Genomic DNA, 21,102 nt, shown 5'->3' on the forward strand with positions numbered 1-21,102 from the left:
GGCGGAACGCCGGCACCGGGGTGTGGGTCTCTTAGCACATTTTTCCTGGGACGTCACGGCTGAGCATGACGGGGACGAAGGGGGGACCCCTTATTCTCTCCCGAGGCGCTCGAACTCCCGGAGGAGTTCCTCCTGCTTCCGGTTCAGCGACGTCGGGATCGCAACCACGGTTTCGATGATCTGGTCGCCCCGTCCGTGGCCGCGCAGGCGGGAGACCCCCCTGCCTTTCAGGCGGAACGTCTTGCCGCCCTGAGTGCCCCGCGGGATCTTCAGCTTTTCCGTTCCTTCCAGGGTCGGCACCTCGATGCTGGCGCCGAGGGCGGCCTGGACAAAGGAGATGGGGATCCGGCAGTAGATGTCGTCACCGCTGCGCTCGAAGAACTCATGAGGCTCCACGTGGAGGAAAATATAGAGATCTCCGCTGGGGCCACCGTGAACCCCTTTCTCGCCCTCTCCCCGCAGGCGCAGGCGGGAGCCCGTTTCCACGCCGGCGGGAATCTTCAGGTTGACGGTCTTGTGGACCCGTTCCCTTCCAGATCCGCCGCAGGCTTTGCAGGGGCTGGTGATGACCGCTCCCTGCCCCCGGCAGGACGGACAGGTGGAGCTGATGCTGAAAAAGCCGCTCGTCTGGGTGACCTGGCCCCGGCCCCGGCAGCGGCTGCAGATCTCCGGGGCCGTTCCAGGTGCCGATCCGGATCCCTCGCACTCCCGGCACGGTTCGTATTTCTCGATGTCGATATCCCTGGAAATGCCCCTCACCGCCTCCATGAAGGAAAGGGAAAGGTCGTAGCGGAGGTCGGCGCCGGCCCGGGCCGCCGTTCGGGAGCGGCCGCCGCGAAAACCGAAAATGTCTTCGAAAATACTGCCGAAGCTGGTAAAAATGTCGTCAAACCCGGAAAACCCCCTGAATCCGCTGCTGGTCAGTCCCTCGTGGCCGTAGCGGTCGTAGATCTCCCGCTTCTGGGGATCGCTCAGGACCTCATAGGCCTCCGCGGCTTCCTTGAACTTCTCCTCCGCCTCCCGGTCCCCGGGATTCCGGTCCGGGTGGTACTGCATCGCCAGCCGGCGGTAGCTCTTCTTCATCTCCTCTTCGCTGGCCGTCCGCTGGACTTCGAGAATTTCATAGTAGCAGCGTTTGCTCATTCGACACCTCCGCCATCCACCGGAGCCTTCCCGGCGTCGTGAACCTGCCGGAGGCCTTCCGTGTTTCCGCTCTTCTCGAAGGCATGGCGGGCAAAGGTGAGGCGGCCCCTCCGGAGGGCCTGTTCCCCGAGCCGGCTCCACTCTTCTTGTGTTGCTTCCCGGCCCAGCGCCTTGACGGCCTGGAGAAAGAACTGGACGTCCCCCTCTTCTTCGGCCCGGGCCATGATGGCGCGGAGCTTGCCCGCGTCGTTCCCCCGGCCGAAACACTCGACGGCGTCGGCGATCCGCCCGGCGGCGAGGTATCGGTCTCCCAGGGCGGAGAGGGCCGCCGGAGCTGTCCTGTCGAGATGGAGAATGCGCTGCTTTTCTTTGTAATCGGGAAGATCTTGACGTTTCATGAGGAATTACGGGACCACCCTGTCCGGCCGGTGCAGGTCGCGACGGCACCGGGACCGCTTTCTCAACACCCGAAGTTAATCATGGGGGATGGGTCTGTCAAGGCGGGCGCCTGTTATGCAGTCAGCCGCTGCAGCGCCTCCTCATACCGTTCCAGGGTTTTCCGGACGATGTCCGCTGGCAGGGGCGGCGCCGGCGGCTTCTGGTCCCAGTTCAGCGACAGGAGGTAATCCCGGAGGAACTGCTTGTCGAAGCTCTTCTGGGACCGTCCCTCCCCGTAGGAGTCGGCCGGCCAGAAGCGGGAGGAATCGGGCGTCAGAAGCTCGTCGATCAGGATCAGCTCGCCGTCCAGGAGTCCGAATTCCATCTTCGTGTCGGCGATGATGATGCCCGCCTTGAGGGCACGCTCGGCGGCCCGCCGGTAGACGGCGATGCTCAGTCCGATCACCCGTTCCGTAAGCTCCGCTCCGATCTTGTCCTCCATTTCCTTCCGCGTCATGGGCAGGTCGTGCTGTCCGATTTCCGCCTTGGTGGTCGGCGTGAACAGGGGTTCCGGCAGGCGGGCCGACTCGTTCAGTCCCTCCGGCAGGGGGATCCCGCAGATGGAGCGGCTCTTCCGGTACTCCTGCCAGCCGGAGCCGCTCAGGTACCCGCGGACGATGCATTCCACGGGAAGGGGGCGCGCCTTTTCAACCAGCATCGAACGGCCCTCCAGGATCTCGCGGTGCGGGGCGCAGGAGGCGGGGAAGTCCGCCGGGTCCGTGGACAGCAGGTGATGGCGCACCAGGTCCTTCATGACCCCGAACCAGAACGAGGACATGCGGGTCAGGATCCTGCCTTTGCCGGGGATGGGATCGGCCATGACCACGTCGAAGGCGGAGATCCGGTCCGATGTTACGATCAGAAGCCTGTCTCCCAGGTCGTATACGTCGCGGACCTTCCCGCGGCCTGCCAGCTGCAGGCCGTCCAGGTTCGTTTCCATCAGGCCTTTCGATTCATTCATGGGTATTTGCGCCTCCGTTCGAGTCGTTGTTTCCTGCCCGGAAGGCATCCGGCTATCGCAGGAACGGATTGAATTTCTTTTCGTGTCCGATGGTGGAGGTGGGTTGGCGTCCATAGTTGTGTCCCGGCAGGACCACGGTGTCGTCAGGGAGGGAGAGCAGACGCTCCCGGATGGAGCGGCTCATGACCTGCCAGGATCCGCCGGGAAGGTCGGTTCGGCCCACCGCCTCGACGAAGAGCGTGTCTCCCGTGAAGACGAAGCCTTCCGTGTAGAGGGCCATTCCTCCGGGCGAGTGTCCCGGGGTGTGGATGACCTTCAGGGAGACGCTGCCGACGGTGATCGTGTCGCCGTCCCGAACGGTGAGATCCGCCGCCGGCGACTTCTGGGCCCTGAACATGGCGAGCATCATGGCCGGCGTGGACGTCAGCATGTCCGCATCGTCCTCGTGAACGACAATCGGAGCGCCGGTCTTTTTCTTCATGTCCTGGTTGCCGGAGATGTGGTCCACGTGGCCGTGGGTGTTCACGATATACTTGATGGTGAGGTCGGCCCGTTTGGCCTCCTCGAGAATGCCGGCGGTGTTCGCCGCCGGATCGATGACCAGGCCTTCCCCCGTCCGGGGATCGCCGACGATATAGGCGAAAACGGCCATCATCCCCACCTGCATCTGTTTCAGAAACATGGTTTTCTCCCGTCTTGGACGATTCGGGGCAGGCCTATCACTTTTCCTTTTTTCCCGTCAACGGAATTTGACCGGGCGACCGCCGGCGGATTGTTTTGACACGCCGGCCGCCGATGCCTTATGGTGCGGGCGGTTCATCACGGGAAGCGGAACGGAGGAGCGGAACCCATGATCCGGGAGAAATCGGACCGTTATGACTGCGTCGGCTGCGGATACTGCTGCATCCGCCACACCTGCACCTTCGGACTGCACCGCCATCCCGGAAAGCGCGACCGCCGCTGCCCGGAGCTGCACTGGAACGGCTCGCGATACGTCTGCCGCCTCATGGTCGAGCCGGGGGGCATGTCCGATTTCATCCGGGAGCAGCTTCAGGCGGGATTCGGCTGCCGGTCTTATCACAATCCCTGGCGCTCCGAGGTGCGGGAGCGGACGGAAGAAGAGGAGAAGATCCTGTTTGATCGCTGAACGGAAGGCCCCTGGCCGCCGGGACGTGCTTCAGAGCAGCGACCGGTCCCGGAGGATCCGGAGGAGCTCAAGGGCCTTCTCCTCCGTCGTCCCTTCCAGGAAGCGGCAGGATGCGGCCGGCGGGGCCGAGACCCCGAGGGAGCGCTCCCGGATCTCCGGGGCCGGCAGGGTATCCGCGGGGACTTCCGTGAGACCCTGCGAGCGGGCCCGGAGCACGTGCGACAGGGCCGGGTAGCGAGGCCGGTTGATTCCCGTCTGAACCGCCACGACCGCCGGGAGGCGGATCGCCAGGATCTCCCTTCTGCCCCCCTCCATCTCCCGTTCCACGACGATGCAGGAACCTTCCAGACCAGCCTGTTCCCCGGGGCTGACATCAAGACGGACCGCGGAGGTGGCCCACGGCCAGTCCAGGCGCGCCGCCAGCATGGGCCCGGTCTGGCCGTGCATGTCGTCCTCCGAGAGCGTTCCCGCCAGGATCAGGTCGTATCCCCGACCCTCGGCCCAGGCGGCCAGGAGGGCGGAGATCTCCGAGGGCATCGGGTTTGCGTCTTCCTCCATGAGGATCAGGATTCCTTCGTCGGCGCCCATCTCCAGGGCCCGTCGCAGGGCGGCCCGCACGCGCGGGGGACCGGCGGAGACGGCGTCGATCCGCGTGCCCGGGAGCGCCTCCCGGATCCGCAGGGCCTCCTCCAGGGCGTGCTCATCGTAGCGGTTGATCCGCCAGTCCGCTCCTTCGGCGGCCCTCCAGCGGGTCCCGCTGTCGTCCGGTGCCACCGGGGCGTCGTCGTCCGGGACTTGCTTGATGCACACCAGGATCTTCATGGATTCGCCTGCATCAGCCCGTACAGCTTCAGCTTCTTGTGGAGGGTGCGGCGCGTGATGCCGAGCCGGCGGGCTGCCTCGCTCTTGTTTCCTCCGGCATCCTCCAGGGTTTTCAGGATGGCGGCCCGTTCCAGTTCCTCGAGGGAGGTTCCCTCCACGGAAAGGGCCGTCTCTCCCGGGATCTCCGCCGGAGTGGGCGGGGCGCCGCCGGGGAGCGTCAGGGCCAGGTCGTCCTCCCCGAGCCGCTCCGATCGGGCCAGGACCACGCCTCGTTCTACCGCGTTCATCAGCTCCCGGACGTTTCCCGGCCAGGCGTGGCGGAGAAGCCGGTCCATCGCCCTGGGCGCGAATCCCTTGATGGCCTTTTTGTTTTTTTCCGCAAACCGGGCCAGGAAATGCTGGGCCAGAAGCGGGATGTCCTCACGGCGCTCCCGGAGGGGAGGAACGGCCAGGTTCACGACGTTCAGGCGGTAGTAGAGATCGTCCCGGAAGCGGCCCTGGCCGATTTCCTGGAGGAGATCCCGGTTCGTGGCGGCGATGATCCGCACGTCCACCGCGAGGACGTCGCTGCCGCCCACCCGCGTGATCTCACGCTCCTGGAGAACCCGGAGCAGTTTTACCTGCATCCCCAGGGACATTTCGCTTACCTCGTCAAGGAAGAGCGTTCCCCTGTCGGCCTGGCGGAATTTTCCCTCCTTGCGCCGGTCGGCCCCGGTGAAGGCCCCCTTTTCGTGACCGAAGAGCTCGGACTCCAGGAGGCTTTCCGCCAGGGCGGCGCAGTTGATCTTGACGAAGGGGCCGTCCTTCCGGAGGCTGTTGTAATGGATGGCGCCGGCGATCAGCTCCTTTCCCGTGCCCGATTCTCCCGTAATCAGGACCGTCGCCTCCGTGGGGGCGATCTGGACAACCGTCTCCAGGAGCCGGGTCATCGCGGCGGAGTGCCCCAGGAGGTTGGTGCGGTCGTACTGCTCCTTCAGGTTTTCCCGGAGCATCCGGTTCTCCTCCGCCAGGCGCAGGTGCTCCATGGCCCTTTGGAGCGTCAGCTTCAGCTCGTCGAAGTCCAGGGGCTTCGTGAGGTAGTCGTAGGCCCCCTTCTTGAGCGCCTCCACGGCGGTTTCCACCGAGGCGTAGGCCGTCATGAGGATGACCGGCAGGGCGGGGTTGAAGGCCTTGATCTCCGCCAGGGCCTCGATGCCCGAGACATGCACCATCCGGATGTCCATCAGGACCAGGTCGAGCGGTTCCTCCCGGACCGCGGCCACGGCGGCGGCACCGTCGTCGGCCTCGGTGATGTCGTATCCCCATCCTCCCAGGAGGGTTTTCAGCATGGTCCGGTGGGCCCGGTCGTCGTCGACGACGAGAATGTGTTCGCTCTTTTTCATGTCGTTTTCCTGTCGGGGATCCGGAACGTCACGACGGTTCCCCTGCCCGGACCGCTCTCCAGGCGGATGTCTCCATCGTGGGCCTCGACGATCTTGTGGACGATGGCCAGGCCCAGGCCCGTTCCGGACGGTTTGGTCGTGTAATAGGGATCGAAGACGCGCTCCAGGTCCTCCGCAGGAATGCCCGTCCCCGTGTCCGATATCTGAATCCGGACGGTTCCGTCCGCGTCGGCGGCCGCCGCGGTGGTCAGGATCCCGCCCTTCTCCATGGCCGCCAGGGCGTTCAGGTACAGGTTGAGGAACACCTGGTGCAGCCGGTCCGGATCCGCCTCGACGGCCGGCAGATCGTCTGGAATTCGGTTTTCCACGACGACGTTCTTCTCCCGTGCCTCTCCTGCAACGACCCGGAGCGCGCGTTCGGCCGCCTCTCCGATGGAAACGGGTTTCTTCTGGAGCGTCATGGGACGGGCGAACTCCAGGAGCTGGGTGATGACCCGGTTGAGCCGGTCCACCTCCTGGATCAGGATGTCCGCGGTACTGCGGTCTTCCGGGATCTCCCGGTAACGCTCCCGGAAGTACGTGGCAAATCCCTTGATGGAGCTCAGGGGGTTGCGGATTTCATGGGCCACGCCGGCGGCCAGGCTGCCCAGGGATGCCAGGCGCTGGCTCCGGGCGACCTCTTCCTTGAGCTGGCGCATTTCCGTGATGTCCCGGAAAAGGAGAATGGATCCGAGCGGTGTGCCTTCTTCCGATTCCAGGGTTGTGGCCAGGGTCTCCAGGGGAAGGGTGCGGCCGTCCTCAAGCGGGCACTCCAGCTCCTTCTCGAGGGTTTTCCCACCTTCCCGCAGATCCTCCAGCAGATCCCACAGGCATTGGGGGAGCATTTCCCGGGCCGGCTTGCCGTCCACCCCGCCCGGAGCAAGGCTGAGGATGTCCTCGGCCGACCGGTTGCAGGCGGCAATGAGGCCGTCGTTTCCGACGGCGATGAGACCGATGGGCATGTGCTCCACAAGCCGGTCCGAGAAGGCCTTGATCCGGGAGAGCGACTGTCGCGTCATCCGCCATTCCTGGACGATGAAGAGAATCAGGAATCCGGCGCAACCAACCAGAAGGAAAAGGACGCCCTGGGCGATCGACTGGTTTCTCTGCCGCTTCCGGATGTCCTCGAGGGGGGTTGTATCCAGCCCGACGAAAACGATCAGCTGCCGGATCGCCTCCGGATTCACAGGAGGAGCGATCCGGCCTCCCGGGCCGAAGAGGCGACGGCCGGCGACGGGCTTGAAAGCCTGGTAAACCTCGAAGCTGTCTTCGCCGCCGGGGTTCGGAACCAGTCTCCAGCGAACCTGCCCGGAGCGGGCGATCTCCTTCAGATCCAGGTCGGTTCCATAGGGACGGCCCACCGACGAGGGATCACTGTCCGCCAGGATGGTTCCCTCCCCGTCCACGACAACCATGTAATCGATACCCTGCTGCTGGGCCGTCTCGATCAGCAGTTTCTGCAGTTCCAGATATCCCCAGCGGTGCAGGCCCAGGCCCGTTCGGGCCCCCGCCTCATAGGAGCGGATCAGGGCTTCTCCCTTCTCCAGGAGAAGCTGGTTCATGAAAGCCTCGTGGCGGGTCATGTTTGTCATCGCCATCCAGCCGTAAAGGGGGGCAAGAATGACCGCGGCGCCGAGGACGATCCAGGGCGAGAAACCGGCCCAGAAGGGTTTCCCGGGAGAGAGGCGGGCATGTTTTGTTCGTTTCGTCCGGGTGTTCATGATGTCCTGTTTCCAGGGTGGATAGTTCGTATCCAGCCGGATACCACGGGCGGATATTCTGTATCCACTTTTTTCTCACCAGGGTGCCAGGAAGCGGAGCGGGGAACGGTTAGTTTATTATAACAATTGTTAAATCAATAGGTTGTGGATTGGCTTCTGTGTTGGCATGGCCGTTGCTTCGTATCCCCGCAAAAGGGAAACGGAAGCGCGAAGAACAAAAAAAAGAAAGAGCAATATAGAAAGGAGATCCGGAAATGAAAGGCAAGAAATGGATGACGACCGTGGCCATTCTGGCTGTTGTCCTGATGGCCACCACGACCTGGGCATACGGTCCGGGCGGAGGCAGAGGATGGGGGAGGGGCCCCTGTTACAATACGGGTGACGTAGGCGGTCCGGCGGGCCTGAACCTGACGGCGGAACAGAGTGCGAAGATGCAGGCCCTGCGGGTAGCCCACCAGAAGGATGTACAGCCCCTCCAGGCGGCCATGTTCGCGAAGCGGGGCGAGCTCAGGACACTCTGGCTGGATAACCCCCCGAGCGAGGAGAAGATCCTGAAGGTGAACAGAGATATCGATGCCATCAAGGCCCAGTTGAATGAAAAGGCCACGAAGCACCGCCTCCAGATGCTGAATGTCCTGACACCCGAGCAGAAGGCCCAGGTCCAGACGCGCGGTCCCGGCTTCGGTCGTGGCTTCGGTCCGGGAGCGGGTGCCGGATGCGACGGGTGGGGCCCCGGCAGCGGTCAGGGACGGGGAATGGGTCCCAGGGGCTGGTAAGCAACTCCCAACCGGCGCAGAGCGCCTGACATAGAGAAAAGGGTCGGAGGATCGTGAACCTCCGGCCCTTTTTTTCGTCCGGGGCGCGGGGGCTGCCGCGGTGGTTTCCGCCGTCGCGGAAGCGTTTCCGCAAACGGTGTACTGAGAGCGGTAAGCCGGCGGAATGAAAACGCTTCCCAATGCTTCCTCTGGAAACCCCGGTCGCGCCCCCGCGGACATTGGGCGATGCCGGGTGATCTGGTCTCCGGGGCTGCAATCTGAGGGTTGATGTCCGGGACGGGAAAGCGTAGGAGAAATGTCCTGTCGTTTTCCTGGAGCAAACCCGAATGATCCGGACCATCCATCGAATATTTCTCTCCGGTGCGTCACTGCGACGGCCCTTTACGCGGGAATTCTTCCCGCCGCGCAGGCGGATCGTTCCGCTGCTGCTCTCCCTGCTTTTCCTGCTCATGGCCGCTCCCGCCTCGGCGGAGCGAGCCTGCCGGCATCTCGTCATCCTGGGCGATCCCCATGTCCCCGGGCAGCACATGGCCGCGAAGGAACAGGTCCTTCAGACGGTGAACTCCTGGCCGGACGTGGATCTGGTCGTTGCCGTGGGGGACCTCTGCGAGGACCGCGGGACCGTCGATGAGTACCGGACGGTGAAGCGGTTCTTCGGCGGGCTCGCGAAACCGTTTCTGCCGATTCCGGGCAACCATGACGTCGTGTACCGGGACGAGCTGAACGCAAACGGGCGGAGGGTGCGCGGAGACGACGCCTCCCGGGAGGAGAAGCGGCGGCGTTTCCGGGAGACCTTCGGGTTGGCTGCGGACTATCACAGCAGGAAAATGGGCGCTTACCTGCTCGTTTTCCTCGCGCCGGAGAGGCCCGAGCACCTCGCGGAGATGTCGTACCGGCAGGTCGACTGGCTGAGATCGGAACTGAAAAAGAACCGGCGGCTCCCGACCATCGTATTTTTCCACGCCCCCCTCCGGGGCACCCTCCCGGACTACAATTTCCGCGTCAACACGCCGAACTACATCGCTCAGCCGGCCGACCGGATCCACGACGTCCTGATGGAGAATCCCCAGGTCTTCCTCTGGGTCTCCGGGCACACCCATACGGTACCGTTCCGGGACGGTTTCGCCTCGCCGATCAACACATACGGGAAACACGTCACGAACATCCACAATCCCGACATGAACCGCGCCGGTATCTGGACAAATTCCCTCTACCTGTTTCCCGACCGCATCGTCATCCGGACCTACGATCATAGAAAAGGCGCCTGGCTTCCGGAGCTCGAGCGGACCATCCGGCCGGAGGACCCGCGGAAAACGTCAGGCCGGAGCCGCGCCGGCATTCCGCCCTGACGGTGGCCTGCATCGGAACGTTCGGGTTGATTAACGGGCGAAGATATTATAGAAAGAACGCCACTCGGCATTTGTGGAGCGAGTACAAATGGGCCTCACCATCACCGAAAAAATCCTTCTCCGGCACACCGACCTCACGGACATCCGTCCGGGCATGCTCATCAACGCCCGCGTGGACGTGGCCCTGGGGCACGACATCACGGCGCCCATCGCCATCGACGAGTTCAGGAAAGCCGGGGGGGGAAAGGTCTTCGATCCCTCCAGGGTCGTCCTGGTGGCGGACCACTTCACCCCTAACAAGGACATCCTCTCGGCGGGACAGGTGAAGATCCTCCGGGAGTTCGCCCGGGAGCAGGGCCTGACCCACTATTATGAGGGGGGGCGGTGCGGCGTCGAGCACGTCCTGCTTCACGAGAAGGGGATCGTCGTCCCCGGAGACGTGGTCATCGGCGCCGACAGCCACACCTGCACGTACGGTGCCCTGGGGGCCTTCTCCACCGGTGTCGGGAGCACGGATCTCGCGGCGGTCATGATGACCGGCGAAGTCTGGCTCCGCGTCCCCGAGAGCATGGAGATCGTCCTCCGCGGTCGCCTAGGGCGCTGGGTGGGCGGGAAGGACGTCATTCTCCACGTCATCGGCCGGATCGGCGTTGACGGTGCCCTGTACAAGGCCATGGAATTCAAGGGAGACGGTGTTTCCGCGCTGTCCCTGGCGGACCGGTTGACCATGGCCAACATGGTCATCGAGGCGGGGGCCAAGAATGGGATCTTCGCGGCGGATGCCGCCACGGAGGCCTATGTGAAGGAGCGGGCCGGCCGGACCGGCAGCCTCCTCGCCTCCGACCCGGACGCCCGGTACGCCGAGCGCCTGGAGGTGGACCTGGACGCCCTGGAGCCCCAGGTGGCCTTTCCCCACCTGCCCTCCAACACCCGGGGAATCCGCGACGCGGGCAACGTTCCCATCGACCAGGTCTACATCGGCTCCTGCACGAACGGCCGGATCGAGGACCTGCGGATCGCCGCGTCGCTCCTGAAGGGGAGAAAGGCGGCGCCGGGGCTCCGCCTGATCGTCGTCCCTGCCACGCCGGAGGTCTACGGCCAGGCCCTGCGGGAAGGGCTCCTGGAGATCTTCCTTGCCGCCGACGCCGTGATCGGTCCGCCTACGTGCGGACCTTGCCTGGGCGGGCACATGGGGATCCTGGCGGAGGGCGAGCGGGCCGTGGCGACAACGAACCGGAACTTCGTGGGCCGCATGGGCCACACGAAAAGCGAGGTCTACCTGGCCAACCCCGCCGTGGCTGCGGCGTCGGCCGTCCTGGGCCGGATCGCCGGACCCGACGAACTCGAGAGGGGTGCCCGATGAAATTCCGGGGCCGCGTGTGGATCTTCGGGGACAACGTCGACACCGACGTCATCTATCCCGCCCGGTACATGAACATCCACGATCCGAAGCAGATGGCCGCCCACTGCATGGAGGACGCCGACCCGGATTTCATGAAGAAGATCCGCCCCGGCGACATCATCGTGGCGGGAGAGAATTTCGGCTGCGGCTCCTCCCGGGAGCACGCCCCCATCGCCATCCGCGAGGCGGGCCTTTCGTGCGTCGTGGCCCGGAGCTTCGCCCGCATCTTCTACCGCAACGCTTTCAACATGGGGCTGCCCATCTTCGAGTCGGCGGATCTGCGGGACCGGGTGGCGGAGGGGGCTGAGATCGAGATAGACGGTGCCGCCGGGACGATCCGCATCCTCGGCGGAGAGGGAGAGACCCTGTCCATCCAGCCCATCCCGCCGTTCATGCAGGAACTGCTTCAGGACGGCGGCCTCATGAAGCACCTGGCGAAGAAGCGGTCCGCCGGGGAGGGACGGACATGAGCGGGAAACAATTCCGGATCGCCGTATTCGCGGGCGACGGCATCGGGCCGGAGGTTGTCCGGGAGGCCCTGCGGGTCCTTGAGGCCCTGACGGAGGACACGGGCCTGTCCGTCGATATCCGGGAGGGCTTTGTCGGCGGTGCCGCCTTTGACCGGTTCGGGGAGCCCCTTCCGGAGCAGAGCCTGTCGCTGGCGATGGAGTCCGACGCCGTTCTCCTTGGCGCCGTGGGCGGTCCCAAATGGGAGGCCCTTGAGTACGGCCTCCGGCCGGAGCGGGCCCTCCTGGGGCTCCGGGAGCGGCTGGGCCTGTTCGCCAATCTCCGCCCGGTCCACGTCTTCGAGGAACTTCTGGACGCCTCCCCGCTCAGGCGCTCCGTCGTCGAGGGAACCGACGTCCTGATCGTCCGGGAGCTGACGGGAGACCTCTACTTCGGGATCCCCCGGGGGGTCCGTGTCGAGGACGGGCAGCGGGTGGGGATCAACACCCTCGTCTACACGGAAGGGGAGATCCGCCGCATCGCGAAAACGGGCTTCGAAGCCGCCCGGGCGCGGAGAAGGAAACTGCTCTCCGTGGACAAGGCAAACGTCCTGGAGAGCACCCAGCTCTGGCGGGACGTGGTGACGGAGGTCGGCCGGGACTACCCGGACGTGGAGCTCGGCCACATGTACGTGGACAACTGTGCCATGCAGCTGGTCCGCAATCCGCGCCAGTTCGACGTCATCGTCACGACGAACATGTTCGGCGACATCCTGAGCGACGAGGCCGCCATGATCACGGGATCCATCGGCATGCTGCCGTCGGCGAGCCTTGGGGACGGCCGGGGGATGTACGAGCCCATCCACGGATCGGCCCCGGACATTGCCGGGACGGACGCGGCCAATCCCCTGGGAACGATCCTCTCCGTCGCCATGATGCTCCGCCATTCCTTCGGCCTCGAGAAGGAGGCCCGGCGGATCGAGGACGCCGTCCGGGCGGTCCTCCGGGACGGGCTCCGGACCCGCGACATCGCCGGGGACGGGGCAGGGCCGGCGCCCGTCGGCACCGTCGCCATGGGGGACGCCGTCGTCCGGAAGATCCGGGACGGGGCCTGACGGTCTCCCCGGGCAAGGACCGCCGGCGAACCGATCCGGCCGCCCCGAAGGGAGCGAAGATGCAGGACACACCCGGCCGGCCCTGGCCGGTCACCGTTTTCGACGCCATTCCCCTCCGCACGCCCGTCCGGGAGATCTATCGCCGCCTGGGCTGGCGGTCGGGACGTACGGAGCTTCCGGACGAGCGGCGGCGCGAGGTGGACCGGCAGATCCGGGAGGCCGAATCCCTGATTCATCTTCGGGGGGCGGCCCGGAGAGTTCCTCTCCGCCTCCTGGAGGCGGGACGTACGGTCCTGGCCGGAGGACAATCGCTGGAGAGCGCGAAGCTGTCCCGTTTCCTGGAAGGGTGCCCGGATGTTCTCCTGATGGCCGCCACGGCGGGAGGGGACATTGTAGCGGAGGCCTCCCGGGATACCGCCGCAGGAAGCGCCACACGCGGGGTGGTTCTGGACGCCGCGGCTAGCGAGATCACCGACGCCGCCCTGGACTGGATCGCGGCCTGGTTCAACAGGATGCTCCTCCGGGAGGGGCGGAGGCTGCTCAAAAGGCGGTATTCCCCCGGCTACGGGGACCTGGCCCTGGAGAGCCAGCGGACTCTCTTCAAACTCCTGGAGCTTGACCGGATCGGCGTTTCCCTGACGGATCACAGCCTCCTTGTGCCGGAAAAGTCCGTTATCGCCCTGACGGGCATCCTGCCGGGGACGGAGCCGGATCATGATCGCTGACCACTCGTTCCTGTTCGAAGAGGGGCTCTGGGGCGCCCGTGGATACTACATCGATTCCATCGGGGTCCCTTATCCGGTGGAGGGCGAATCCCGGATCACCCACGAGGGGGACTCTTGGATCAACGATTCGTGGATGCGCATCCCGGCGGACCCGCCCGTGGAATACCGGAACCGGTACGTGATCACGCCCTTCGAGGAAGGGACCGACTGCACCGCCTGGATTTCCGACAATCCGGCGCTGGGCCGGCTCCGGGGGACGTTCGTCCTGGTGGACGACGCGATCCTGTCCGTCTATGGTACGGAAGACGGCCGTCTCCGGGGCAGTGAGGCTCTTTTCAGGGTTTCGAGCATTTTTTACAGGGGGCGGGGGTGCCTGATGGAAGGGGAGAAGAAAATTTCCTCCTGGTCGGTGGAGCTGAAGCGGCGGGAAAGCGGGACAAGATGAAGAATAGAAGGACAGCGGCAAAACGATCGATCCGGAATATCGTGAGCGAGCGGATCCTGATCCTCGACGGGGCCACGGGGACGGAGCTCCAGAAGCGGGGAATGCCCGCCGGGGTCTGCCCCGAGGTGTGGTGTCTCGAGCACCCGAGGCACACCGGGGAGATCCACCGGGCCTACGCCAGGGCAGGATCGGATGTCATCTTCACCTGTACCTTCGGGGCCAACCGCCTCAAGATGGAGACGTACGGCATTGCGGGTGTGCGGGAGATCAACCGGGACCTGGCCCGCCTGGCGCGGGAGGCCGCCGGCCCCGGCGTGTTCGTCTTCGGGGACATCGGATCCACGGGCCGGTTCGTCGAGCCCTTCGGCCCCCTCGGGTTCGAGGAGGCCGTGGCGATCTTCCGGGAGCAGGTGCGGGGTCTCCTGGAGGGCGGCGCCGACGGGTTTGCCGTCGAGACCATGATCGACATCCAGGAGGCCCGGGCGGCCCTCCTGGCGATCCGCGAAGAATCCGATGCCTTTGCCATCGTGTCCATGACCTATGAAGCCGACGGACGGACCCTTGGCGGGACGGACCCGCTGACGGCCCTGGCGATCCTCCAGGGTCTCGGGGCCGACGCCGTTGGCTGCAACTGCTCCGTGGGACCCGAGGCGATGGCGGAAATGGTCCGGGCCGTGAAGCCCTATGCGAAGGTCCCCCTCGTCGCCAAACCGAATGCGGGCCTGCCCCGCCTTGTTGAGGGACGGACCGTTTTCGACATGACGCCCGATGCCTTCGCCCGTGCGGCCGTTACAATGGTTGAGGCGGGAGGAAACCTCCTGGGCGGCTGCTGCGGGACGACGCCGGAGCATATCCGCGCCCTCGCCGATGCGGTCCGGGACCGGAAGCCCGGGGCGCCGAACCGCCGGCCCCCGGCCGTGCTCAGCAGCGCCCGGGGCTGCCGGGTTCTCGAAGACGGTCCCCTGATGATCGTGGGCGAGCGGATCAACCCCACCGGCAAGAAAGCCCTCCAGGAGGAGCTCCGGGCGGGAAGCATGGAGACGGTCCGCCGGATGGCCCGCGAACAGGAGGAGGCCGGGGCGGATCTCCTGGACGTCAACGTCGGCGTCCCCGGCATCGACGAGGTGAAGACCGTCCGGGAGGTGATCGGCAGTGTCATCAGCGTCACCGCCCTGCCCCTGGTGATCGACTCCTCCCGGGTGGAGACCATCGAGGCGGCCCTTCGGCTTTACCCCGGCCGGGCCTTGATCAATTCGATCTCGGGGGAGAGGGACAAGCTCGACCGGCTGCTGCCGCTGGCCGCCCGCTACGGGGCCATGTTCATCCTCCTTCCCCTGAAGGGCCGCGAGGTGCCGGAGACCTTCGAGGAGCGGCGGGAGATCGTCCGCGAGGTCCTGAGGGAAGCGAAACGGTATGGGCTGACGAAGGAAGACGCCGTTGTGGACGCCCTGGTGATGACCGCCGCGTCGAGGCCCGCGGCGCCCCGGGAGACCCTGCGGACCGTGGAGTGGTGCGCCCGCAGCCTGCGCTGCCGGACGATCGTGGGGCTCTCCAACGTGTCCTTCGGGCTGCCGGAACGGCGGTGGATCAACGGGTCCTTTCTGGCCATGGCGCAGACCCTGGGCCTGACGATGGCTATCGCCAACCCGGGGCAGGAAGAGCTCATGAGCCTGAAGATGGCCGGCGACGTCCTCCTGGCGAAGGACCGGAATGCCGCCGCCTATGTCCGGCGCTTCTCCGCAATCCGGAAGGAGCCGGAGCCGGCGGCCGCTGCGGATCCCGCCCGGCGGGTGGCCGACGCCATCCTGGAGGGGGACCGCGACGCCGTGGTCGCCCGCGTCGAGGAGGCCCTGTCCGCGGGCATCGGTGTCGGGGATCTGGTGGAGGGCACGATGATCCCGGCGGTAGTCCGGGTGGGGGACCTCTACGAGCAGAAGCGCTACTTCCTGCCCCAGCTCATCGCCGGGGCGGAGGCCATGCAGCGGGCCATGGATCACCTGGAGCCCCGCCTCCGTGGGGATGCGGCCCGGGCCCCCAGGGGATCGGTCGTCCTGGCCACGGTGGAGGGGGACATCCACGACATCGGAAAAAACATCGTCTCCCTGATGCTCCGCAACGCCGGCTGGCGGGTGGTGGACCTGGGGAAAGACGTGAGCGCCGCCCGCATCGTCTCGGCCATGGAAGAAGTGCGGCCCCGGGCCGTGGGCCTGTCGGCCCTGATGACGACAACCATGGTTCACATGAAGCAGGTGATCGACCTGGCCCGGGAAAATGGGTTCCGGACGCCGTTTCTTGTCGGCGGCGCCGTGGTCACCCGGGAGTACGCGGACTCGATCGGGGCCGCCTACGGGAAGGACGGCGTGGAGGCCGTCCGGGTCCTGGAGGCCCTGCCCCCAGCGGAGGATTCCTGAAGCCATGACGCAGATCCGCCTTCCCTCCCGGCAGAGGGACATCCGGATTTCTCTCCTGGTGTCGGCGGCCCTTCATGCCACCGTGGTGGTGCTCCTGCTTATGGCCACCGCCGAATCCGGCCTGCCGAAGCTCCTGAAGGCGGAGGGGACGAATCTGATCGTCTCCTGGATCTCCGTGGTGCCGGCGGTTCAAGAGACCGCTGTGGCTCCGGCGGGCAGGGCGGCTCCGCGCATTTCCACGCCGCCGGTTTCGGTTCCGCAAACGAAGGCGCTGCCCGGACCGCAGGAGGAACACGCGGCGCCCGAGGCGGCGGTGGAGGCAGGGCGGATGACCTATACCCCGGCCGCCTTGACGGCTGCCGTATCGGGCCGGGTGGCGGGTGTCCCAGGCGTTCCGGCGGCGTCTGTACCGACCGGAAGCGGAGCCTCCGGGGCGGTTCCGACCGCGGCGCTTCCGCGCTACCGGGACAATGCCAGGCCCGCGTACCCGCTTGCGGCCCGGCTCCGCGGATACGAGGGGATGGTGCTCCTGTCCGTGGACGTGTCCGCCGAAGGCCGGGTGGACGGCCTCACGGTGAAGCGGTCGTCGGGTTACGAAGTCCTGGACCGGTCCGCCCTGGAGGCCGTCCGGACCTGGACGTTCGAGCCGGCCCGGCGGATGGGCCGGCCGGTCGGGATGCGCGTGGATATCCCCGTGAAGTTCGTACTCCACGGGGAGGAGTCCCTGTCCTGAAATCTCTGATGGAGGAAATCGACCCTATGGACCTGTCTCAAAGCCGGGATCGCCTGGCGGAGCTGATTCTCCGCCGATCCTTTCAATACCGGGAGGACCCGCCGTTCACCCTGGCCTCCGGGAAGACGAGCTTCTACTACTTCAACTGCAAGCCGGTGACCCTGGATCCCGAGGGGATGAACCTGATCGGCCGCGTCCTCTTCGGGATGGTCCGCGGCACCGGCGTCACCGCCGCCGGAGGCCTGACCCTGGGGGCGGATCCCCTGGCCAACGCCCTGTCGGTTATCTCGTTCCAGGAGGGCGAGCCGATCAAGTCGTTCATCGTCCGGAAGGACGTGAAGGCCCACGGGACAAAGAGCGCCGTCGAGGGGAACGTGGCGAAGGGAGAGCACGTGGTCGTCCTCGACGACGTCATCACGACGGGGGGATCGACGATCACGGCCATCGAGAGGGTCCGCGAGGCGGGCCTCATCGTGGACCGCGTCATCGCCCTCATCGACCGGGAAGAGGGAGGGCGTGAAAACATCCTGGCCCTGGCGGGCCGCGTCGATGCCGTCTTCACCCGGACCGAGATCATGGAGCGGTACAAAAAAAGCTGAGCCCCGCTGCTTTCAGGAGGAGCGGGTCCATCGCGGGCTCCAATGCCGAAAGCAATGAAGAAATCAGCGAAAAACGGGCAGACCGCTTCGAAGATCCGTTCGATCGAGCAGCGTTACCGACGGATTTTTGAGGCGCTCAGCAAGTCGGAGCAGGAGAAGTCGGTCATCCTCGACGCCATGACCGAGCTGGTCCTGTATCTCGATACGGACATGCGGATCATCTGGGCCAACAAGGCCATGCACGACGCCTTCCGCCTCGTGCCGGGCCGGTTGACCGGAAAGCACTGCTACCGGGCGCTGCACCGCCGAACCAGGACCTGCAGCATCTGCCCGGCGGAAAAAACCCTCGAATCCGGCGAGCCCCGGGAAGTCGTCGATTTTTCATCATACGGGAAAAACTGGGTGCTCCGCAGCTATCCCGTCCGGAATGAAAAGGACATTCTCACCGGCGTCGTCGAAATCGTCACGGACACCACCGAGCGCATCCGCGCCGAGGAGGCGATGCGCCTCTCGGAGCAGAGATACCGCGAGCTTTTCGAAAACGCCACCGACATCATCTTCATTCTGGACCTGAAAGGCCGGATCCTCTCCTGCAACGCCTCCGTCTCCAGGACGTACGGCTACGAAAAGGAACAGCTCCTGGGGCGCAGCATCGAGACCCTTCTGGACCGGGACTATGTGCCCGTCGTCCGGGACCTGATCCGGAAAAAGCGGGATGGCCTGCAGGTTCCGAACCCCATCGAATTTCTCACCTGCACAAAGGACGGCGGGATCGTCTGGCTGGAGGTGAGCGCCCGGATCGTGAAGGAAAACGGGCGGCAGGTGTCGATCCACGGCATTGCCCGCAACATCACCGAGCGCAAGCTGATGGAGGAGGCCCTGAAGAAGAGGGAGCGGGAGTTGGAGGAACAGTCCCGCAACCTGGAGGACGCCAACACGGCCCTGAAGGTTCTGCTCAAGCGCCGGGAAGAGGACAAGTCGGAGCTGGAGGAGAAGGTCACCTTCAACATGAGGGCGCTGATCCTGCCGTACATCGAAAACCTGAAGATCACCCATCTCGACAGCCACCAGCGGAATCAGCTCGACATCCTCGAGCGAAACACGAGCGAGATCGTTTCCCCGTTCCTGCGCACCCTCTCCTCGAAATACCCCAATCTCACGCCGATGGAGATCAAGGTGGTCAATTTCATCAAGGAAGGGCGCACGACGAAGGAAATGGCGGCTCTTCTGCACGCATCCGCCCGGACCGTGGAGGTCCACCGGGACAACATCCGGAAAAAGATCGGACTGAGGAACCGGAAGGCGAATCTGCGGTCTCATCTGCTGTCTCTCTGATCGGCGGCGGTCCGCGAAGGCCGGCACGTATTTGAACTACGTATAGAATACGTAATCTTTCCGGATTGCCCTGTTCCAGAATCGGTGGTTTTGTTCCATCATGCGTTACCCCGGGGGTTCCCGGCGCGGAAATTCGAGGGGGATTCTCCGTCTCCGGAGAGTTCTGTCAGCCTGTCCACTTAAGCGGGGGGAAAATCGATGACGAAAGAAGAGAAGATCGAGGAAATCCGCCAGCGGGCCCGAAAGAATTTCTCGCTCGGATACAACTGCGCCGAGTGCGTGACCGAGGCCATTCTTTCCCTTGTCGACACGGGGCTGCCGGCGGAGGTGAAGAAGTGCGCCACGGGCTTCGGCGGCGGGATCGGGCTGTTCGGAGACACCTGCGGAGCGCTTGCCGGGGCCGTCATGGCCGTCAGCGCAGTCCACGGGAGAAGCAACCTTCCTGAAGGCGAGGGCAAGGAGGCGGTGAAGAAAGCCGCGGATCAGCTCTATGGAAGGCCCGGCCTGTACCGGCTGTTCAACATCATTCCCAACCGGTTCCAGACCAAGTACGGGAAAACCCTTTGCCGTGAGCTTACCACCCAGTGGCAGTCCACCTGGCTCTGCCGTGATCATGCGCTCTTCTGCAGGGATCTCATCACCGAGGCGGCGGGTATTGCGGGGGAGCTGGTTCTTTCCGACCGGGAGGCGCTGGCTTCGGGGAACTTCGGAACCAACGTCGAAAACCTGAAAGACTGACAGGAGATCAACGACATGAGTCAACGATTGGTGGTCATTGGTGGCGGGGCTGCAGGTCCTTCCACGGCGGCGGAAGCCAAGCGGAGGAACAAGTCTTTCGATGTATGCATGATCGAGGGCGGCGACTTTGTCTCCTATGCCGCCTGACCGATGCCTTATTACATCGGTGATGTAATCAAGGACTACAAGCGGTTGGTGATCCGGACGCCGGAAGAGTTCGGGAAGACGGGAATCGAGGTTAAGATCAGGACCCGGGCCCTTGATATTGATCTCCGGAAAGGACTGGTCCATCTGTCCGATGATTCCAGCATTCCCTATGACTTCCTGGTCATGGCGACGGGTGCTGAGGCCGTACGCCTGGATATCCCGGGGGCCGATCTGGAAGGAGTCTTCGTCCTGAGAAACCTGACGGATGCCCTGCGTTTCAAATCCTACCTGAACGAGCACAATTGCCGGAAGGCCGTTCTGATCGGCGGTGGTTTTATTGCGATGGAGATGTGCGAGGCCCTCAGGAACCTGGGAATTGAGACAACCGTGATGATCCGGGGTTGCCGGCCGGTCACCCGCTGGGATCCCGAGTTCACGAACCTGATTGTCGAGGAGCTGAAGCAAAACGATGTGACCTTTCTGCCGGAAACGAAGCCCCTGTCCATTGAAAGAGGAACGAACGGCGGACTTGTGCTGAACACGGACAAGGGCGAGGTGGCTGCCGACATTGTCTTGTCGGGAGTGGGCATACACAGCAGTACGAAGCTGGCGAAGGCCATCGGCCTGGAAATGGGGGCAAGCGGGGCCATCAAAGTGGATCATCGGCAGCGGACCTCCATCGAAGGGATCTACGCCGTCGGTGACTGCTGCGAGGTTTTTCACAAGGTTGCCGGGCGCTGGGTCTATTTGCCCCTGGGAGACATCGCCAACAAGCAGGGCCGGGTGGCCGGCCAGAATATCGGTGGACACATGGCGGAATTCCCGGGGGTTGTCGGTGCGCAATCGTTCAAGGTGTTCGATCTCGAGGTCGGGGCTGCGGGGCTGACAGAGGACGAGGCCGTCCGCTATGGATTCCAGCCGGTCAGCACGATGATCTGGGGTCTTCCCATCGGGCGCCCCATGTCGAGAGGCGAGAAGTTGGGCGTGAAACTCATTGCCGACAAAACCTCGGGAAGACTCCTCGGCGGACAATGCATCGGCGAAAAAGGAGCCATCCAGCGAACCTTTGCCCTGTCGGTTGCCCTGTGGTCGGAACTGAGCATCGACGAGGTGGGGTATCTGGACTTGCCCTACTCCCCGCCTTTCGGAGGTGCCTGGGACGCGATTCACGTTGTGGCCCAGTCCCTGCGGGCCAGGATGTAGCCGGCAGGCATCCTGCCGGAAGGCA

General features: G+C 64.9%; 22 protein-coding genes. 15 read left to right on the top strand and 7 right to left on the bottom strand.

What is annotated here, in order from left to right; translation table 11 throughout:
* Positions 1–90: 90 nt before the first annotated feature.
* The 4 genes from dnaJ to PLO63_01545 all read right to left on the bottom strand — a co-directional run bounded on the left by dnaJ (position 91) and on the right by PLO63_01545 (position 3,224).
* The gene (dnaJ, locus tag PLO63_01530; protein ID HOI72802.1) at positions 91–1,143 is read right to left on the bottom strand and encodes a molecular chaperone DnaJ; all 1,053 of its coding nucleotides are present in this window, start codon (positions 1,141–1,143) and stop codon (positions 91–93) included.
* Entirely contained in the window at positions 1,140–1,541 is a 402-nt protein-coding gene (locus PLO63_01535) for a hypothetical protein (protein HOI72803.1), read from the bottom strand. Before PLO63_01535 ends, dnaJ begins: the two co-directional genes overlap by 4 nt.
* 113 nt (positions 1,542–1,654) lie before the next feature.
* Positions 1,655–2,542, bottom strand: a complete 888-nt coding sequence (locus PLO63_01540) for a phosphoribosylaminoimidazolesuccinocarboxamide synthase (protein ID HOI72804.1) — start codon at positions 2,540–2,542, stop codon at positions 1,655–1,657.
* Positions 2,543–2,594: 52 nt separating this feature from the next.
* A complete protein-coding gene (locus PLO63_01545; protein HOI72805.1) occupies positions 2,595–3,224 on the bottom strand; it encodes an MBL fold metallo-hydrolase in 630 nt (209 codons plus the stop codon).
* A gap of 168 nt (positions 3,225–3,392) precedes the next feature.
* Here PLO63_01545 and PLO63_01550 point away from each other — a divergent pair, with 168 nt between their 5' ends.
* Positions 3,393–3,689 carry a hypothetical protein gene (locus tag PLO63_01550; protein ID HOI72806.1) on the top strand — a complete coding sequence of 99 codons (297 nt, stop codon included), beginning with the start codon at positions 3,393–3,395 and terminating at the stop codon, positions 3,687–3,689.
* A gap of 30 nt (positions 3,690–3,719) precedes the next feature.
* Here the strand turns inward: PLO63_01550 and PLO63_01555 are convergent, their stop codons facing one another.
* The 3 genes from PLO63_01555 to PLO63_01565 are packed head-to-tail and all read right to left on the bottom strand — an operon-like array spanning position 3,720 to position 7,653.
* The gene (locus PLO63_01555) at positions 3,720–4,511 is read right to left on the bottom strand and encodes an electron transfer flavoprotein subunit beta/FixA family protein (GenBank protein HOI72807.1); all 792 of its coding nucleotides are present in this window, start codon (positions 4,509–4,511) and stop codon (positions 3,720–3,722) included.
* Positions 4,508–5,893 (bottom strand): sigma-54 dependent transcriptional regulator, encoded by a 1,386-nt coding sequence (locus PLO63_01560; protein ID HOI72808.1) that lies wholly within the window; start codon positions 5,891–5,893, stop codon positions 4,508–4,510. The genes PLO63_01555 and PLO63_01560 overlap by 4 nt, the downstream gene beginning before the upstream one ends.
* Positions 5,890–7,653 carry an ATP-binding protein gene (locus PLO63_01565; GenBank protein HOI72809.1) on the bottom strand — a complete coding sequence of 588 codons (1,764 nt, stop codon included), beginning with the start codon at positions 7,651–7,653 and terminating at the stop codon, positions 5,890–5,892. Before PLO63_01565 ends, PLO63_01560 begins: the two co-directional genes overlap by 4 nt.
* A gap of 254 nt (positions 7,654–7,907) precedes the next feature.
* On the opposite strand from PLO63_01565, the gene PLO63_01570 reads away from it, so the two are divergent.
* The 14 genes from PLO63_01570 to PLO63_01635 all read left to right on the top strand — a co-directional run bounded on the left by PLO63_01570 (position 7,908) and on the right by PLO63_01635 (position 21,077).
* Positions 7,908–8,429 (top strand): Spy/CpxP family protein refolding chaperone, encoded by a 522-nt coding sequence (locus PLO63_01570; GenBank protein HOI72810.1) that lies wholly within the window; start codon positions 7,908–7,910, stop codon positions 8,427–8,429.
* A 326-nt stretch (positions 8,430–8,755) separates the two neighbouring features.
* A complete protein-coding gene (locus PLO63_01575) occupies positions 8,756–9,778 on the top strand; it encodes a metallophosphoesterase (GenBank protein HOI72811.1) in 1,023 nt (340 codons plus the stop codon).
* An 88-nt stretch (positions 9,779–9,866) separates the two neighbouring features.
* Positions 9,867–11,141 (top strand): 3-isopropylmalate dehydratase large subunit, encoded by a 1,275-nt coding sequence (leuC, locus tag PLO63_01580; protein ID HOI72812.1) that lies wholly within the window; start codon positions 9,867–9,869, stop codon positions 11,139–11,141.
* Complete coding sequence (locus PLO63_01585; protein HOI72813.1) at positions 11,138–11,650, top strand: 3-isopropylmalate dehydratase small subunit; 513 nt, start codon at positions 11,138–11,140, stop codon at positions 11,648–11,650. Before leuC ends, PLO63_01585 begins: the two co-directional genes overlap by 4 nt.
* Positions 11,647–12,741, top strand: coding sequence for a 3-isopropylmalate dehydrogenase (leuB, locus tag PLO63_01590; GenBank protein ID HOI72814.1), 1,095 nt, complete (start codon positions 11,647–11,649; stop codon positions 12,739–12,741). Before PLO63_01585 ends, leuB begins: the two co-directional genes overlap by 4 nt.
* 59 nt (positions 12,742–12,800) lie before the next feature.
* Entirely contained in the window at positions 12,801–13,466 is a 666-nt protein-coding gene (locus PLO63_01595) for a hypothetical protein (GenBank protein HOI72815.1), read from the top strand.
* Complete coding sequence (locus tag PLO63_01600; GenBank protein HOI72816.1) at positions 13,456–13,911, top strand: hypothetical protein; 456 nt, start codon at positions 13,456–13,458, stop codon at positions 13,909–13,911. The genes PLO63_01595 and PLO63_01600 overlap by 11 nt, the downstream gene beginning before the upstream one ends.
* Positions 13,908–16,322 carry a homocysteine S-methyltransferase family protein gene (locus tag PLO63_01605; protein ID HOI72817.1) on the top strand — a complete coding sequence of 805 codons (2,415 nt, stop codon included), beginning with the start codon at positions 13,908–13,910 and terminating at the stop codon, positions 16,320–16,322. The genes PLO63_01600 and PLO63_01605 overlap by 4 nt, the downstream gene beginning before the upstream one ends.
* A gap of 4 nt (positions 16,323–16,326) precedes the next feature.
* Positions 16,327–17,055 carry an energy transducer TonB gene (locus PLO63_01610; GenBank protein ID HOI72818.1) on the top strand — a complete coding sequence of 243 codons (729 nt, stop codon included), beginning with the start codon at positions 16,327–16,329 and terminating at the stop codon, positions 17,053–17,055.
* A gap of 26 nt (positions 17,056–17,081) precedes the next feature.
* Positions 17,082–17,654 (top strand): orotate phosphoribosyltransferase, encoded by a 573-nt coding sequence (pyrE, locus tag PLO63_01615; GenBank protein ID HOI72819.1) that lies wholly within the window; start codon positions 17,082–17,084, stop codon positions 17,652–17,654.
* Positions 17,655–17,708: 54 nt separating this feature from the next.
* Positions 17,709–18,989 (top strand): PAS domain S-box protein, encoded by a 1,281-nt coding sequence (locus PLO63_01620; protein ID HOI72820.1) that lies wholly within the window; start codon positions 17,709–17,711, stop codon positions 18,987–18,989.
* A gap of 198 nt (positions 18,990–19,187) precedes the next feature.
* Positions 19,188–19,727: a C-GCAxxG-C-C family protein gene (locus PLO63_01625; GenBank protein ID HOI72821.1), complete on the top strand. Its 540-nt coding sequence runs from the start codon at positions 19,188–19,190 to the stop codon at positions 19,725–19,727.
* A gap of 15 nt (positions 19,728–19,742) precedes the next feature.
* A complete protein-coding gene (locus PLO63_01630) occupies positions 19,743–19,874 on the top strand; it encodes an FAD-binding protein (protein HOI72822.1) in 132 nt (43 codons plus the stop codon).
* Positions 19,875–19,877: 3 nt separating this feature from the next.
* Positions 19,878–21,077, top strand: coding sequence for an FAD-dependent oxidoreductase (locus PLO63_01635; GenBank protein ID HOI72823.1), 1,200 nt, complete (start codon positions 19,878–19,880; stop codon positions 21,075–21,077).
* Positions 21,078–21,102: the final 25 nt, after the last annotated feature.

The sequence above is a fragment of the Syntrophales bacterium genome (assembly GCA_035363115.1).
Taxonomy (GTDB): Bacteria; Desulfobacterota; Syntrophia; order Syntrophales; family PHBD01; genus PHBD01.